Genomic DNA, 16688 nt, shown 5'->3' on the forward strand with positions numbered 1-16688 from the left:
GGTTCGATCACGTCCCGGGGTCATCAGTAAACCACCACGCTGCGGATCGATTCTCCACTGTGCATCAGATCGAATCCTTCGTTGATGCGTTCCAGCGGCATGGTATGGGTGATCAGGTCATCAATGATGATCTTGCCTTCCATGTACCAGTCGACGATGCGTGGCACATCACTGCGCCCGCGTGCGCCGCCAAAGGCACTGCCGCGCCAGTTGCGGCCGGTGACCAGCTGGAACGGGCGGGTGGCAATTTCGGCGCCGGCCGGCGCCACACCAATGATCACTGATGTTCCCCAGCCCTTGTGGCAGCATTCAAGCGCCTGCCGCATCACGTCCACATTGCCGATACACTCGAAACTGTAGTCGGCGCCGCCTCTGGTCAGGCTGACCAGATACGGCACCAGATCGCCGTCAACCTCTTGCGGGTTGACAAAATGGGTCATGCCGAATTTGCGTGCCAGTCCTTCGCGTGCCGGATTGAGATCAACCCCGATGATCATGTCGGCACCAGCCAGTCGCGCGCCCTGGACCACATTCAGGCCGATGCCGCCAAGGCCGAACACCACCACCCTCGCGCCGACTTCCACCTTGGCGGTGTAGATCACTGCACCGATACCGGTGGTGATGCCACAGCCGATGTAGCAGACCTTGTCGAACGGTGCGTCCTCGCGGATCTTCGCCAGCGCGATTTCCGGTAACACGGTGTAGTTCGAAAAAGTCGAGCAGCCCATGTAGTGGTAGAGGGTTTCTCCGCCGATTGAAAATCGGCTGCTGCCATCCGGCATCAGGCCCTGCCCCTGGGTACTGCGGATCGCCTGGCACAGGTTGGTTTTCGGGTTGAGACAGTACTCGCACTCGCGGCATTCAGGCGTGTACAACGGAATCACGTGATCGCCTTTTTTCAGGCTGGTTACCCCTGGCCCCACATCCACCGCCACGCCGGCTCCTTCATGACCAAGGATGGATGGAAAGATACCTTCCGGGTCCTCCCCGGACAGGGTGAAGGCATCGGTATGACAAATACCGGTAGCCTTGACCTCGACCAGAACTTCGCCGGCTTTCGGGCCCTGCAGTTCGACGGTTTCAACGACCAGGGGCTCGCCGGGTGCATGAGCGACGGCTGCGCGTGTTTTCATATACAGATCCTTGAGTTACAGGAAATTCGAGACAAATCGGCCGACACGAATCGAACCCGGTGTTGTCGAGCAGACAGCAAGGATAACGAGGTAGCTGCGCTGGAGCGAGCGGCACGGTCCGGTGACAGGTGCGGGCGCATGCAATGGGAGCAAATACTGCTGAACACCCGCGGCGAGCGTTTTTATTGAACAGCACCTCTCCGTCAACCAGCCCATGCGCCCGCCGCTTTGAGCTGACCTGTTGACCGCACTTCCGCTCTTTGCGGAAGGGGAAATTGATTCAGATCAGATTGCAGGCTGATGGACGGGGTGAGTCCGAGGCGATGGGTTGACTTTATCCATCCGCGGTTGAGCGGCGCTCGGCTTTTTTTTCTGCAGGTATGCGTCGCATTCGCGATTGCACACACCGGAGTTTCCACGGCTGGAGATTAATCCTAGACTGAGGTCCAGGCAGGAATAATACGCATGCAGAACGAATACCGGGATTACGACGCCGTCGGGCTGGCTGAACTCGTCCGCAACGGGGAAACCACTGCCCTGGAACTGCTGGAATCCGCGCTCGACAGAGCCCGCCTCAGAAACGGAGACCTCAACGCTGTAACACAGTTTTTCGAGGATGCAGCCCGTAAGACTGCCAGCAGCCCGCTTCCCGGGTCGCCGATCAGCGGCGTGCCTTTTCTGGTGAAAGACCTGGTCTACATTCAGGATGTGCCATGCACATACGGCAGCCGCCTGTATGCGGATCACATCCCGGACCACGACGCCACGATCGTCCGCCGTTTCAGAAACGCCGGCCTGGTGATATTCGGCAAGACAAACACCCCCGAATTCGGCCTGAACGTCGCCACAGAGCCCGCACTTTTCGGCCCTGCCCGTAACCCCTGGAAAACCAGCCGCACTCCCGGCGGTTCTTCCGGTGGTGCCGCTGCCGCGGTCGCCGATGGCTGGCTGCCCGCGGCTCATGCCACGGACGGCGGTGGCTCCATTCGGATTCCCGCTTCCTGCTGTGGTCTGGTCGGGCTGAAACCAACCCGAGCGCGTAACCCGCAGGGGCCTGACCTGGGGGAAGGCTGGAACGGCATGTCCACCGGTCACGTGGTTTCCCGCACGGTACGTGACAGCGCCGCATTTCTTGATGCCGTACACGGTCCGGAGCCTGGGGATCCGTATGCAGCTCCGGCATTTTCCGGCTCTTATCTGAACGATCACCTTGAAGCGCCCGCACAGCTCAGGATCGCGGTGGATCTGCACGCGCTCACCGGTCAGGAAACCCATCCGGAATGCATTAAGGCAGTGAAAGTCGCGGCCAGTCTCTGCGAAGACCTCGGTCACCAGCTGAGCGAAGCATCACCGGAGTTCGACCGGGAGCGTCTGGGCAGAGCCATTTCCACCCTGGTTGCGAGCAACATTGCTCTCAACGTGAACACCCGCCTGGAAGCGCTGGCCCGGAACCTGAAAGACACGGACATCGAGCCGCACACGCGCAGAATGCGTGCGTATGGCATGTCGCTCAGTGCGGAGGACTATGCGAAGGCTGTTCAGATCATCCATCAGACTGGCCGGTCGACCGCGAAGTTTCATCAGCACTGGGATCTGATGCTCACGCCGGTACTGATATCTCCGCCAGTTGCCGTGGGCTGGCTCGACACGGTCAACTACAACCCGGAGCGCTTCAACGAGCGCTTTGCAAATTTCTGGGGATACACCAATCTCCAGAACGCCACCGGCCAGCCGGCCATATCGCTGCCGCTGCACTGGACCAGAGAGGGCCTGCCGGTGGGTGTTCAATTCGTGGCGCGCTGTGGAGAGGAGCTGACCCTGTTGAAGCTGGCCAGGCAACTGGAGCTGGCTGCACCCTGGTTCAATCGGCTGCCACCCGGCGCCTGACTGCACCTTACCCTGCAATCCCTCTGGCGCCTGGCAGACAGGCACCCAAACAGCTGCGAAACGACGCATTCCGCGATCTGCAGGCTGGCTGCAGAAACAGTTCCCGCTGCAACACTCGACTTGACAAAAAACCCGAGAGTCAACCATATTGACTCTCGGGTTTGTGAGATGTCTCAAGTCCCTAATTCGGATGAATCTGCGGAGGCAGGATAATGAACAAGGCAGCTACTGAGATTGAGTACAGCGGAGTACACCACCTGGCGCTGGTAAGCCGGGATATGGAAAAGACTGTGGATTTCTACACCAACATCATGAATATGAAACTCGTCAAGGGGTTTGATCTTGGCGGCAGCTACGGTCAACACTTTTTCTTTGATATGGGTGGCGGAAATCTGCTGGCGTTTTTCTGGTTCCGCGACGCACCGAAGGCGGCACCCGGCATTGCATCGGCCGGTGGGCTTGTACGGCAGGGTGAAAGTATTTCATCGGCACACGGATCGATGAACCACGTGGCATTCCACTGCCCGCTTGACAAGATAGAAGCCTATCGCGACGCGCTCGTGTCGAAGGGCGTTGACTGCACAGAGATCGTGAACCACGCCGACGTTGAGACCAAGCCCGGGGTCGATCGTGTTACGGAAGACGTCGATGATGACACCTGGATACGGTCGTTTTACTTCTTCGATCCCGATGGTGCCATGCTGGAATTCTGCGCCAATGTGCGCGCTGGCAACTCCTATGTAGAGCCGCCGGTGAATGCACAGGGCATCAAAGCAAACGGAAAACCACTCTGACTGAGGATCGTGCCGGCAGCGGCTGCCGCTGAGGCTGCCGCTCTCCGGCTGGCAAGAGACATTGCGCGCCTTGAACTGAGCTTCTTCAGCTATCGCATCAGTATGGCAGCAGCGAGCACCAGAAAGATGGCGAAGCAGATGATATTCAGGACCACAATTCTCTGATGCACTTTCAGCATGAGGTCTTCCCGGTGAGGGTGAAAGGCTAATTGAATCATTTGTCTACATCGGGTGGTAGTGCTGAATTTTTATTAGGCTGAATGGATGGAGTGCGGGTTGTTCAGCCCTCTGTCGAAACCGAGTCTGAGGAGCGGCGATGGAAGGGCTTACTGCGTTCATTTCGAGTAACTTCCTCTATATCAAGTTTGTCCACGTGTTTTTCGCTTTTCTGTGGGGGCTGGCAGTACCGCCGGCGTTCACGGTCTACGTTAAGAGGGCCATGCGGGACCATGCGGCGGATCCCGCTAATGCTGAGCTTGAGAGACGCATGTGGTGGTCCTGGGATCAGATCGACAAGCTGATCGTACTGGAACACATCGCCTGGCCGGTGCTGCTGATTACGGGCCCGTTGCTGTTCCTTGCCAGCGGATGGACTCTTGGACATACGTGGATCATTCTCAAGCTGTCGATCATCATCATTATCTATGTGCCGCTCGAAGCCTACGACATCTGGTTCAGCCACTACTACAGCGCCCACGCGGAAGCGCGTAAGGAAGAGGATCCTGAGGGCTATAAGAAGATGCGTGCGGATCAGGTGCGTTTTTTTAAGATCGTATCTCCGATCGTGCGAATAACCATTCCGGTACTCTGGTTTCTTGCGATCGTAAAACCCGGTTAACCTGCAGCTCCATTCGCTGATCGCCGGCTAACCTGCAGCTCCATTCGCTGATCGAATGCCGCCGCAGCTGGCGGACAGAGCGAGATGTCGAATTCGAATACGCGTTGATTGAGCCACTGCCGCCGGGTCTTGCGGAGACAGGCGCAGTGCGGATCGGGGCGGGTTCAGTCGTTCGTCGCGAGTTCCAGAGAGGCGAGCTTCTCTATTCCGATGCGGATGTTTTCCCGGGTCGCACCTTCAACGGCCGCGCGGACCCTGCTGGCTCCGTTAAAACCGCCTTCGAAGGCGCCGCCTCTGTAGCTTGAATGGATGTTTTCCTGCAGCACTGTCGTGTTGTTTGTCCTGTCACGGAGTTCCCACACGACATCCATTCCTACATCCATCCGGATGCTGAATGAGGGTGCATCAATTTTAACTATGCGGACTTCCAGTTCGTAGGGAGCGTCACTTTCCTCCACGACACTCGAGAAAGTTCCTTTTGCACCGATCATCGGCATAACGATGTCTTCTTCCCTGGGACTGGAGACACTGGGAAAGATGCCACTGCTGACAATGGACTCCGAGAGTGCCTGCTCGAAATAGTCAGTCGTGATTCCCGCGGACGCACCACTCACAGATATGCTGAGTTTGCCCGATTTCTCGGGTGTTGTGTCCGGCCGGATTTCCATTGTATTTGCTTCGACCGACACGATCGCCAGCGAACACAGCAGCAGCGCAATGATGTAGAGGATGGACTGCTTGAGCGAATTTCGTGTGTCCTTCATTACATGATCTCCCATAGCTTGTCTTCGTTCAGACCCGCTGTTCTGGACAGGTCAATTTCACAGGCTTTATCCGGAGAGAGGGGGGTCTGGAGTGGCCCGGCCAGCTCCGCTCACTGTTACGTAAGCGGTGCTGGCCGGTCCTGACGGATGTCACTTCGTCCGATCAGCCTCCCAGTGCCGGATCATTCTGTTCAGCCCAGTCGTTTTCGTAGACAGTCCATTCCCCCTGTTCGACCTCTTCTTCCTTGAGGCGCATTTTGGTGCCTCTGGACAGGACAAACCAGATGAGGGGCAACAGGCCGCCGAGTACGAAGACTGCACCACCCAGGGTCCGGAACGTGGTAAGGGTGACGAACACCGGCCCACCGATGACTTCACGCGACCGGGCGTACCAGGTGCCGTCGGTGAAGGCTACCCAGGTCTGGTACAGGCCTACCGGGAACAGATCCAGGAACATCATCAGCGCAAGACCGATGTTGAGTGACCAGAAGGACACCCGGATCAGCTTCGGATTCCAGGCCTCTTTATGGAACATGTGCATCAGACAGAACAGCATTCCGCCGATGGCGATGTTGCCCTTCACACCGAACATGGCCGCGTGGGCATGGTTACCGGTGAGGTAGGTAGCATGCTCGTAGTAGTTGACGATCGGCAGGTTGATCACCGAGCCGAACACACCTGCACCGAAGATGTTCCAGAAGTTCACGCCGAGGATATACAGCCAGACGCCTTCCATGATGAAGGTCTGTCGGCCCTCACTCACATTGCGGCCGGCCGTGAAGCCTTCCTGGCGCATCTGCCATGCATCCAGCGTCAGCAGGAGCAGGGGAAGCACCTGCAGTGTCGAGAACACACTACCCAGGGCGATGATGCCCGTCGGCTTGGCGATCCAGTAGAAGTTGTGCGAGATACCGATAGTGGCGGTAATCAGGAACAACATGACAGCCAGGAAGATCACCCGTTCTGCCATCAGGCGGGTGATGAGGCCCATCTGCACCAGCATGTAGCCGATGATGACAGTCGTGAACACCTCGAAGGTGACCTCGACCCACATGTGCACCACCATCCAGCGCCAGTAGTCGGAGATCGCGAAGTTCATTTCCGGCTGAATCATCAGGCCGAAGAACAGGAACATGACCATGATGCCGCTGCCATAAAGCAGCCAGGAAGGTACCGACCAGATGTTTTTCCTGGTAAGCCAGGGCTTCACAGCGCGGTAGATGATCAGGATCCACAGGCCGAACGAAGTCAGCAGTGTGAACTGGAATGCTCTTCCCAGTTCCAGGAACTCCCAGCCCTGAGCGCCGAACCAGTAAGCCATGTCGCCCGAGATCCTTCCGGTCATGCTGAGGTAGATGCCGACAACGGCGCCTACACCGGTAACGATGCAGAGAGCAAATAGCAGGTTGATCAGGAACAGCTGACCACTTGGTACTTTCGAGATCCTGGGCAGGAAGAAGATCGTGTAACCGACCCAGCACATGAAGAACCAGTAGATCTGCAGCAGCGTGTGGTAGCTGCGGGCGACCGTGAAGGGAATGATGTCATTCATCGATATGCCGAACGGACGCACAAAGTCGAACGCACCGAGGATACCGCCGATTATCTGAATTCCGAACACCACCATCGCCAGAGCAAAGAACTTGTATGTCGCTTTCTGAGTCGGCCGGACGTGTTCGTTTTCCAGGTCGTAGGTTGTCAGCGACATGCCGTTGCCGTTGCCGCTGGTACCTTCGAAGACGTCGACGGGCTGCTCCCTCATCTGGCCATAGACGTAGAGCACCGCCCCGATACCGACAAACAGCGCGAATATCGAAAACACGCTCCAGAAGAAGGTGGCTTCTGTTGGTGTGTTACCGGCGTCCTTATCTCCGGGCCAGTTGTGGGTGTAGCTGTAGGTCTCCCCCGGACGGTTCGCAGCAGACACCCAGCCACCCCAGAAGAAGAACGCAGACAGATCCCTGAGTTCCTGGGGATCGGAGATCAGGCCGGACGGCTCGAATGACTCGTGGTAGGTCGAGTCGGTGAACATACTGGTGTAATGTTCAGTGAGATCTTTGAACGCCACGACCTGAGCTTCGTTGAGCTCGATAACACCTTCCTGTTCGTCGTAGGTGTTGTTGTGGACTTCGCGCATCACCCTGGCCGCGATCGCGTCCTGGTGGTACTCGCTGAGCGACCCGGGCCCAGCCTCGGATTCCAGCTCGTCCTTGTAATGCGAACGCATGGACACCACGGTGCGATGCAGGGCATCTGCGGTGAAGTCCGGTCCACGTTCAGCCCCGTCGCCCCAGAACGAGCCGTAGCTCATCAGACCGCGGGTATGAAAGATTTTCTGCCCACGCTGGATCTGTTCCTGGGAAATGACGGTCTGTCCCGATGGAGACACGTAATCCACCAGCGGTGGGGCCCCCATGTATGTCGCTCCGCCCAGATAGATCAGGCCAGCGATGCAGATTGCAGAAACTATCAGAAAATGCGCGAACCAGTACCGCTTGTTCAGAAGAACAAGGGCAATGTTCGTGCCGTTTGTTGCTGTCGCCATGTGAAACTCTCCTCGCTACTCAACCAAACTGTTGATGCAAGCCAGTCTGAATGCATGCAAGTGATCACTGCGTCCGTCATATGACCGACACAGATCTGGATTCAGGCCGAAATTTGATTTAGAGCAAATAGATCAGGAGAGGTAGCCGAGACGGAAGCCTTCGGCCACCATGGCGGCACGGGTGTTAACGCAAAGTTTACTGCGCATTCGTTCCACATGGGTACGAACGGTTGACTGACTCAGGCCCAGACGCTCCGCCATGACAGGGTTCGTCTCGCCATTGGCCAGCATCAGAAGGATTTCCTGTTCCCTGGGGCTGAGGGTTCTCCACAGGGCCTTGGCGTCTCTGCCCATCTGCCCCAGCAGACAGATCGCAGCACCATCAACGGCAACGCAGGTGAGTTCATGTCGAACTCCGCACACCTTGAACTCGGTGTGCTGGGCTGTGTCCATGCCCCTCGCCAGAAGCTCCATCACACAGCCCTTCTCGCAGGGCAGCTGTTCCGCATCAGGCAGGTTTCCGACGACGTCCCAGCAGAATTTTCCGGTGCCCGAACCGAGTAGCGCCCGGGCGGGCCGGTTCTGGGCAATTACCCGGCCATCTTCACCCGCCACGACCACACAGATCGACTTTTCGAACATCTCTTCTGAGTAGGAACTACGCATAACCGGCCCCGAGGAACCCTTGTCGGACAGAAACTAGACAGGAGCCCAGCCCAGGTAAATACGTGTTAGTACGTAGTGCATGCGGCCTACGTAACACTACCGAACCAGTTTTTCCAGAATCGTATTTTCCCGATCCGTCTCGAAAGGTAAGCTATCCACCATGAGTATCCGGCTTCCCGCGTAAACTGCACGGAGGTAAAGCGCATTTAAAGGTACAGCGCACAAAGGTATGGCGCACAAAAGTGCAGCGCATAAAGAAAGAATGAGCAGTGTTACACGATCATGGTTCAGACGGTTTCGCAGACAGGGGGAAGAGCAGACTTCTCAGGAAGTTCAGAGTGCCCCCGACAACGGCGCAAAACAGTCTCAGCAGGATGAAACCGGGCATCAGCGCGATGGCCACTGCGAAACGCACTTCGACAACGGAGCCCTGCAATCGGCTGGCGAGTTGAAGAACGGGCTGATGAACGGTGAGTGGCTACATTACTCGGAATCCGGCCAGGTTACCTTCAGCGGCCGGTATACCGAGGGTGTGATGGATGGGCCGCAGGAGTGGCGATTCGAAAACGGCGGGATTCGGGAACGGCAAACCTGGGTAGAGGGTTGCAGAACCGGCCCCTGGGAACTTTACCACCTGAACGGTCAGCTCAGATTCAGAGGAAGCACCTGCAATGACCGACGCGACGGACCGTTTGAAGTCTACTATCTGAATGGTCAGCTTCGCTCCCGGGGTCGTCACAAAAACGATCTGCGTGACGGACCGTATGAATCCTATTTCGAAGACGGCCAGCTGCAATCCAGGGGAACATTCCTTGCCGGTATGAGGGAAGGATCATGGATCGAATACCAGGAAAACGGCCAACTGGCTTTTGAAGGCACCTATCGAAACGGACAGCTCAACGGCAGTCAGCGCTACTACCACGAAAACGGTCAGTTAAAAACCTGCGGTGAATATGTCAACGACCGGCGGGAGGGATTGCTGGAAGTGTACCTGCCGAATGGAATTCTGGCTGCGAAGGAACACTACGAAGAAGGCATCAAGACTGGTCCCTACGAGTCCTTTCACGAGAACGGCCAGTTGAAAATGAAAGGTACTTTCAAAAACGGCGCCCTCAATGGCCCCTATGCGCTGTACGACGAAGAAGGAACGCTGCTTGAGTCCGGGGCCTACAAAGCCGGTGTGAAGCGATAGGAACAGACTACGGCGGGATAGATGGTGGAAAGCGATCGATGAGACCTTTCTTCAGTAACGTGAGAGACAAACTGGACGCGCTGCTGCGTCGTCTGAGCCTGCTGCCTGAAGGACCTTCCTGGGAATGGGGCCAGCAGATCGGTCAGAAATACAGCAATGGCAACCTTAAGAACGGAAGAAAGGACGGACCCTGGGAAATCTATTACGCCAACGGTCAACTCGAATTCAGCGGGACTTACAAGGACGGTAAACGTCATGGCAGCTGGGAGACGTTCTACACAAACGGTCAGCTGAAAGTCAAAGGGACCTCCATAAACGGTGTCCCCCACGGACTTTTCAAGAGGTACTACTACAACGGTCAGCTGAACGAAAAGCTGATGTATCGACAGGGAGAACTGGAAGGGCCCTTCGAAACCTACTACGAGAATGGTCGAGTGCAGGAGCAGGGATTCTATCGGGATCTCAAACTCAGTGGCCCGTTCCGAGCTTACTATTCAAACGGTCAGTTGATGAGAGCCGGTAACTACAGCGATGGCCACAGAAACGGTGAGTGGATTTTCTACTACGAAAACGGCCAGATCGGCAAATCAGGCTGCTATCGGGATGGTACTCAGGTTGGTGCCTGGGAATACTACGACGAGCAGGGTCAGCGGACAAAACCTCACATCTTCTGAGACCCGGATTTTCCCGCAAAAATCCACCAGCCGCCGGGCTGGTGTTCAGAAAACCTCAAGGCTTCTCCAGCAGTTTCAGTTTATCCGGAACGCCGTCCCACTCCTCGCTGTCCGGGGCAGGTGGGCGTCTTTTCGTGATTAGCGGCCAGATTGCAGACAGCTGCGCATTCAATCTGATGAACGCGCGCTGATCGGGTGGCACGTTGCGGTCTTCGCGGATGGCATCTACCGGACAGTTCGGGGGACAGATCGCGCAATCGATACAGCGATCGGGATCTATCACCAGGAAGTTTGGCCCTTCGTGAAAGCAGTTGGCCGGGCAGACTTCCGCGCAATGCGCATGTTTACAGTTAATACAGTTTTCAGTAACAACAAATGCCATTTTCGTTCTCAACAGAGCTCAACGTCCGTGATCATCCTGGTACTTCCACCAGGTGACTCCGCTTACTCGATCAATCTCCGGGATTCCCGGATTCCGGCAAATTTCCAGCCATCGCCTGAATTCTCATACACCCAGATATCTTCATAGGTGCCGATACCTTCAGACGTACGGTAACGGATGTGACAGTTCACATGGTTCAGCGAATTCTCGGGAGTATCCGCTCCAGCTCCGGAAAACAGAATTTCATAGTCCGGGTGCTTTTCGAGAAAATCAACGCGAAGCCTGTTGCTGCAAGGATCGTTGAGAAAAATGTAAAGAAGAACCAGACCGAAGACTAGCACCAGACCAACGTAATATTTAGCCATTGCCGATTTCCTCAGTTGCTGTCCGGGTTATGTGAAAATTTTCTTATAGCGCTCCATACCGTGGGCAATGATCATGACTATCAGCACTACAGCAATAGCGATATGAATATTAAGCAGCAATTCCCGCTTCACCGAATCCGCGGAAGCCAGGGTCGAAAAATCGATGAATCCAAACGCCAGCACCGGGTAATCAATATAGACTGCCTGCAGAACGCCAACTAAAACCTGCACAAGAACCAGAGGATAAAATATCCACTGGAGCAGCATGGAAGGTCTCTTGTACCACCCAGGCGGGGTGTACAGGTTCCTGCTTCTGCGCCACCACCAGCGAAACAGCATCAGGAAGAATACGGTCACTCCCACTCCCGAATGAATCATGACCAGAACTTCCTTGATGTCCTGAGAAAAGCTACCGAGTTTCCATGCGGATAGAAGATTAAATCCGATCAGGAAGACTGCGATCCAGTGCAGGACCTTAGCCACGCTGTAATGGAATTTTCTTTTATTCTGGTTCACCGGCTTCTCCGATATGTCTTGTCATTCTTTACGATGGTTCTGATCCATCGTCACGCGTGTCTGTGTCTGAGCCACGTCGCTACGACACCAACTGCGGACATGGGTTGAAGCTATGATGGAAGCAGGCTGATCAGGTTGATTCTGATCAATTGCTTAGAACATCCAGCGGCTTCTGAACTGTGGGATCCACGAATTGCGGAACAGGGATCGCAGAGTCGGCATTGCCAAGTACCAGCTTGCTGAGCGAGTTGCTGAGGATACGTGGTGGTCCCACGCAGTCGCAAGATGAGGAGGATAAGGCAGGAAAAAGCCACGCTACCCGAAGGTAGCGTGGAAAGTTGGAAAACGTTCAACTCATAGATCAGGCAGCTTTCGCCGGCCCCATGAAACCTGCCTCGATGTATTTGGGCTTCATTCGCTCGGTAATCAGCCCGACTCTCTGCAGGTTAGGTATCACATAGCTCTGGAACAACGGCTGTTGTTCAGTCTTGGGTGGCGGAGCCACCTTGAACTCTTCCTGCAGCGCGGTCATTACTTCTTTTGGATCAAGACCGGCGTCAACCAGCGGCTGATCGAAGCTGATCGCCTGCCCGGGCAGGCGTGCATCGCCACGGTTGCCAACCAGAATGTTCAAAGCGGCGAGTGCGAAATCCTCGAGAGCAGCCCGTTCTTCTTCCGGCATGTTCGGAATTTCGTGTTGCAGAGAAATGATGCCGAATGACACGTGACGGGCCTCGTCCCGGGCAGTCAGCGTCACGATGTCCTTCAGGAGAGGATCATCCGCGGTAACCAGCATGTTCTTGAAAGAGCCCATTGCCAGAGATTCGACCATGATCTGCATGCCAACGCATTTCTGCTGCCATGTTTTTGCTTCAAGAATGGCATCGAGTACGTTTTTCAGTCCGTCGGTAATGCCATAGTGCTTATTCAGCTTTTTCAGGTATTTATGGAAAACCTCCACATGTCGAGCCTCGTCCATCACCTGCGTGGCGGCATACAGTTTCCCTTCTATGTCAGGGACATTGTCCACGAGCTCCCCACAACACAGTAAGGCGCCCTGCTCGCCATGCAGGAACTGAGACAGGGTGAATGCCGCCTGATTCGCCATGACCTCGCGTTGAGTATTCTTGCTGAGACGCGTGAAGAATTTGGATCGACCGAGTGGGTTTTCACTTCTCGCAAGAATGTCACTGTCGTCCTTTATCTCGCGGTCCCAGTTGATGTCCTTGGACACGTTCCACTGATTTGTTTTCGCGAGTTCATACAGATTTTCGAGTTCCGGGTCGTTGGACTCGTATTCGAAGCGCCACTGAGTCGGGCAGGTATTTTCAACTACTAGTTTCATAGGATACTCCGGCACTTGGTTTGGATAGAAACTACAGAATCATGGGCATTAAGCAGTAGGCAGTCGGCGATACCTTTGATCAGGATCAAAGGAAAGTATCACTTCTGATGGGTGCCGCCAGGTTTCAGCCCCTTCAACCAGCGATGTGACAGGTGCAACCTTTGAATGGGATTGTCGTCTGCAGGCTTTCTATTTTATGCTCACGTACCTGCTGCTGTTCGGAAAGCGCAGTTCTTTTCGGGGTCGTAGCTCAGCTGGGAGAGCGTCGCGTTCGCAATGCGAAGGTCGGGAGTTCGATCCTCCTCGACTCCACCAACAGCCTGTGACCTGCTGCCACCATGCACCCGCGCCTGGAAGGTCCTTTCATTTCGGCGAATCCCCGACCGCAGACCGATCCATCAGCAAAGGAGACTTTTGCGGCAGGCTGCTAGCCTGCGCTGACCGGTACCGTGCTGTCGGCCAGGTCTGAATCGGTATGCGGCCGAAGCGTCGGCTTATTCGCCGTACGTCGTGCGATCAGCTGTTCTACGATGCGCGCGTGCTTCGCTTTGTCCAGCCCGTATGCCCAGAACGCCCAGGTTGACCAGATCAGTATGAGAGCTACGGAGCTGTACATGATTCCAAAATCGAACTGGATATCTTCGGATAGAAGTTCCGGTTTGGAATTCACTGGAAAGCTTATGAGATCCAGACACAGCCCAGCGACCAGGTTGCCCAGCGCCGACGTACATTTCAGTGAGAAGTTGAAGGACCCGAAGTAAACGCCCTCCTGTCGTGTACCGTGATTCAGTTCGTGTTCGTCCGCAATGTCACCCATCATCGATGCGACAGTAACGCTCGATTGAATCACTGCCATGGTGGACAGGGTGGAGAGAACAACCAGAATGGGCACCAGTATGTCGGGATCGTGGGGCATCAGACCAGCCATCTCCAGTACTACGGGGAGTACATTGCACGCGGCAGAGCCAAGGCATCCGAGAATTACGGTCCACTTCTTGTCGAGCAGACGATTGAGGAGGGGTGTAAATGGCAATCCCAGCACACCGCCGACAATCGCTCCGTATTGCCAGTACTGAATACCCTCGGTATCAAGTTGCCAGAAGAAGGTCTTAAGGTGCATCGACAGCGCGCTGTGGGTTCCGGCGTAGACGAAGAACAGCAGCGTACTGATGAACAGCGTGCTGAATGACGGATTCTGCAGCGCCTGGTAGAGATCCGTGTACACACGTTTCAGGCTGAATGGTTGCGGTTGCTGATTCGAACCTGCGAGGTTTTTCACCCAGGACCTGGTGCCCCACCAGCACCCCAGCATCATCACCATCATGATGAAAGAGCTGAGCAGAGCGTATTTGAAGTACGGCTCCCTGGACAGCTGTGGGGTCGGATCATCTGGTGTCTGTACAAAGAAGAAGTTCCAGGCAATAGCGACCACCAGCAGCGATGCGCAAAGACCGAATGCCGTTCGAACGACAACTATGCGTGTGCGTTCTTCATAGTCCTGACTCAATTCCGCACCGAGGGAGAGGTAAGGTACATGGAAGAACGTCAGCGCAGTCCTGACCAGAACGCTGAAGACCGTGAACCATAGAAAAAGCTGAAATTCCGACAGTCCAGCGGGAGGCATGAAGAGAAAGTAGAACGTAATACCCAGCGGCAGTATCGAGGCTAGCATGAACGGATGCCGGCGCCCCGAGCGTGATTGAAAGCCATCGGACCATGAACCTACCGCCGGATCGGAGATCGCATCCGCGAGTATCGCGATAAAAACAGCCAAACCCGCGTACGTGCCCGATAACCCGAGTACCTGGTTGTAGTAGAGCAGCAGCAGTGTTCCGAAACCGAAATTCTTGATCGACTCAGCTGCCTGCCCCAGTCCAAACATGAGTTTGATGGATTTCGGTACCGGAAGAGTAGTCATACCGTGACCTCGTTCGATGACGAATCAGGCGGAATTCAGCAGTGCCAGCATTTCCTCGCGCGATGGTCCGCGGACCACAGGCTCTCGCTCGCTTCTCGAGTTGTAGTACGACATGATTTTCATCATCACATCTCCTTCCCGCGTAATGTCACGTGGCGCGTCGAGCATGTGTACTATTCGGGAAAAAGTTCGCATCAGACCGAGATCTTCACGGATAGCCGGAGCGAGTCCCTGACGCAGTACGTCGCGAGCGTATGCCTTGGGGTCTATGGATCCATCTTTACGCTCGGGACGGTAAGGATCCTCTCCGTTTCGCAGGGCCAGATTGATATCTATTGCGTCTTCGTCCTGCCGCATCTGCATAGCCAGCCAGGGCGCCATTTCCCGCTCTATGGTCTCTTCGAATTCGAGCACGAGTCTTTCCGGCTCTGCAGCATGCTGTTCCAGCAGTTCGGCCAACGCGTACGCGGCAATCCACGCAAGGCTGCAGCCGCGACCGGTGAGCGGATTTGCGTGTACCAGGGCATCTCCGAGCGGTATCAGGCCCAACGCCAGCGGCCTGCCGTGCTCAACGAAGTGACGTCGCGTGTTCCAGAGATCTGCCATACCGTTCACCTCGCTGATCGGCATGGCAATATCCGGACGTACCCATTCCCAGACTGAGGGTAACGCGCGGCTCACTTTTTCAAATCCTTCAATACGCAGTATCGCTCTGAAGGGATCGTCATCCGGCGCTGCCGCCAGTGTGACCGAAAAGGTCCTCCCATCGCCTGGAAATACCCCGAATTTCACATATCCAAGGTCGCCTCCGATGATCCCATCATTGTTCGGGCGTTCGACGCCGTCTCTGAGTCGGTAGAAGCGCGAAGCGTAAAAGATGCCGCAAGGTTGGACTTCCTGCCGCATACGCGCAATGCCGAGGCGCTCGAGCCAGTCAGACAGCCTGGATCGTCGCCCACTGGCATCGATGACACGGTCTGCGGCCAGTATCGTGGTTCGGCCGGAGTCGGCGCTGATTTCAACGCCGGTGATTCTGGGGATACCGGACGCGCCGGTCGGTTCAGCGACCAGTCCGGTCACCTGGGTGCCGTTGCGAATTTCGACAAGACCTGTTTCGAGCACGTGTTTGCGCAGCACCCATTCGAAGGTTACGCGCCGGCAGGCAAGCAGTACGATGTCATCGTCTGCTGGCTCAAAGATCGGGGCGTCGAAATACTGTCTGGCCTGCTCACGAAAGGTCAGCTGCTCCGCACCGGCAGCGAGCAGAGCACTAAGCAGGGCAGGCTCCCGATCCCGGATCAGATTGTGCATTCGCCCCAGGAACGCATGTGATTGCAGCACCTGTGGCGCGCCTCTACGCTGCCAGCCGTCGAAGGCGGCTTCAGGTGCAGGCGGCAATGGCATGGATTCCTTTTCCAGTACCGTGACGTTGCGTCCGTTACGTGCCAGCGCCAGAGCTGTTACGAGACCGCTTATGGAGCCACCGATGACGATCGTATGATCCTGCACGCACCCTACTCACTGAATCGCCGGGTGGCTGAGCTTACGTCAAAAGAAAAAGCGGCAGCGATGCCGCATCCTTCATCAAATTGATCCGGGTCAAGAACTCAGGCGGTTTCGGCAGCTAAGACAGCAGCCGTGCGAAAAGGGCAATGCTGCAGCGCTTCAT

The 16688-nt window shown here is 55.8% G+C and carries 15 protein-coding genes and 1 tRNA gene; 6 read left to right on the forward strand and 10 right to left on the reverse strand.

Translation table 11 applies throughout. The features are described 5' to 3' along the window. Nucleotides 1–23 precede the first annotated feature (23 nt). Nucleotides 24–1133, reverse strand: a complete 1110-nt coding sequence (locus tag R3E82_21545; protein ID MEZ5553480.1) for an S-(hydroxymethyl)glutathione dehydrogenase/class III alcohol dehydrogenase — start codon at nucleotides 1131–1133, stop codon at nucleotides 24–26. 465 nt (nucleotides 1134–1598) lie between these two features. Between R3E82_21545 and R3E82_21550 the strand changes: the two genes are divergently transcribed. The 3 genes from R3E82_21550 (at nucleotide 1599) to R3E82_21560 (ending at nucleotide 4652) form a co-directional block, all read left to right on the forward strand. Then, entirely contained in the window at nucleotides 1599–3020 is a 1422-nt protein-coding gene (locus tag R3E82_21550; GenBank protein ID MEZ5553481.1) for an amidase, read from the forward strand. A 212-nt stretch (nucleotides 3021–3232) separates the two neighbouring features. Continuing rightward, the gene (locus R3E82_21555) at nucleotides 3233–3814 is read left to right on the forward strand and encodes a VOC family protein (GenBank protein MEZ5553482.1); all 582 of its coding nucleotides are present in this window, start codon (nucleotides 3233–3235) and stop codon (nucleotides 3812–3814) included. A gap of 316 nt (nucleotides 3815–4130) precedes the next feature. After that, the gene (locus R3E82_21560) at nucleotides 4131–4652 is read left to right on the forward strand and encodes a hypothetical protein (protein ID MEZ5553483.1); all 522 of its coding nucleotides are present in this window, start codon (nucleotides 4131–4133) and stop codon (nucleotides 4650–4652) included. Nucleotides 4653–4816: 164 nt separating this feature from the next. Here the strand turns inward: R3E82_21560 and R3E82_21565 are convergent, their stop codons facing one another. The 3 genes from R3E82_21565 to R3E82_21575 form a co-directional block, all read right to left on the reverse strand. Beyond that, nucleotides 4817–5416 carry a hypothetical protein gene (locus R3E82_21565; protein MEZ5553484.1) on the reverse strand — a complete coding sequence of 200 codons (600 nt, stop codon included), beginning with the start codon at nucleotides 5414–5416 and terminating at the stop codon, nucleotides 4817–4819. Between the two features lie 163 nt (nucleotides 5417–5579). Further along, on the reverse strand, nucleotides 5580–7961 hold the full coding sequence (locus R3E82_21570) for a cbb3-type cytochrome c oxidase subunit I (protein ID MEZ5553485.1): 2382 nt from the start codon (nucleotides 7959–7961) through the stop codon (nucleotides 5580–5582). Nucleotides 7962–8093: 132 nt separating this feature from the next. Further along, complete coding sequence (locus R3E82_21575; GenBank protein MEZ5553486.1) at nucleotides 8094–8627, reverse strand: LuxR C-terminal-related transcriptional regulator; 534 nt, start codon at nucleotides 8625–8627, stop codon at nucleotides 8094–8096. Between the two features lie 262 nt (nucleotides 8628–8889). Here R3E82_21575 and R3E82_21580 point away from each other — a divergent pair, with 262 nt between their 5' ends. After that, a complete protein-coding gene (locus R3E82_21580; protein ID MEZ5553487.1) occupies nucleotides 8890–9819 on the forward strand; it encodes a toxin-antitoxin system YwqK family antitoxin in 930 nt (309 codons plus the stop codon). A gap of 38 nt (nucleotides 9820–9857) precedes the next feature. Then, nucleotides 9858–10493, forward strand: a complete 636-nt coding sequence (locus tag R3E82_21585; protein ID MEZ5553488.1) for a toxin-antitoxin system YwqK family antitoxin — start codon at nucleotides 9858–9860, stop codon at nucleotides 10491–10493. 55 nt (nucleotides 10494–10548) lie between these two features. Here R3E82_21585 and R3E82_21590 read toward each other — a convergent pair whose 3' ends face one another. The 4 genes from R3E82_21590 to R3E82_21605 form a co-directional block, all read right to left on the reverse strand. Continuing rightward, complete coding sequence (locus R3E82_21590; protein ID MEZ5553489.1) at nucleotides 10549–10875, reverse strand: ferredoxin family protein; 327 nt, start codon at nucleotides 10873–10875, stop codon at nucleotides 10549–10551. Between the two features lie 62 nt (nucleotides 10876–10937). Next, entirely contained in the window at nucleotides 10938–11240 is a 303-nt protein-coding gene (locus tag R3E82_21595) for a hypothetical protein (GenBank protein MEZ5553490.1), read from the reverse strand. A 27-nt stretch (nucleotides 11241–11267) separates the two neighbouring features. Beyond that, nucleotides 11268–11756 (reverse strand): cytochrome b/b6 domain-containing protein, encoded by a 489-nt coding sequence (locus R3E82_21600; protein MEZ5553491.1) that lies wholly within the window; start codon nucleotides 11754–11756, stop codon nucleotides 11268–11270. 361 nt (nucleotides 11757–12117) lie between these two features. After that, on the reverse strand, nucleotides 12118–13101 hold the full coding sequence (locus R3E82_21605) for a ferritin-like domain-containing protein (protein MEZ5553492.1): 984 nt from the start codon (nucleotides 13099–13101) through the stop codon (nucleotides 12118–12120). Nucleotides 13102–13340: 239 nt separating this feature from the next. Here R3E82_21605 and R3E82_21610 point away from each other — a divergent pair. Next, nucleotides 13341–13416 (forward strand) — tRNA-Ala (locus R3E82_21610). Nucleotides 13417–13528: 112 nt separating this feature from the next. Here R3E82_21610 and R3E82_21615 read toward each other — a convergent pair. Continuing rightward, entirely contained in the window at nucleotides 13529–15019 is a 1491-nt protein-coding gene (locus R3E82_21615; protein MEZ5553493.1) for an MFS transporter, read from the reverse strand. 24 nt (nucleotides 15020–15043) lie between these two features. Further along, nucleotides 15044–16528 (reverse strand): NAD(P)-binding protein, encoded by a 1485-nt coding sequence (locus R3E82_21620; protein MEZ5553494.1) that lies wholly within the window; start codon nucleotides 16526–16528, stop codon nucleotides 15044–15046. Between the last annotated feature and the right edge of the window lie 160 nt (nucleotides 16529–16688).

This window comes from Pseudomonadales bacterium, assembly GCA_041395945.1.
GTDB lineage: Bacteria > Pseudomonadota > Gammaproteobacteria > Pseudomonadales > Azotimanducaceae > SZUA-309.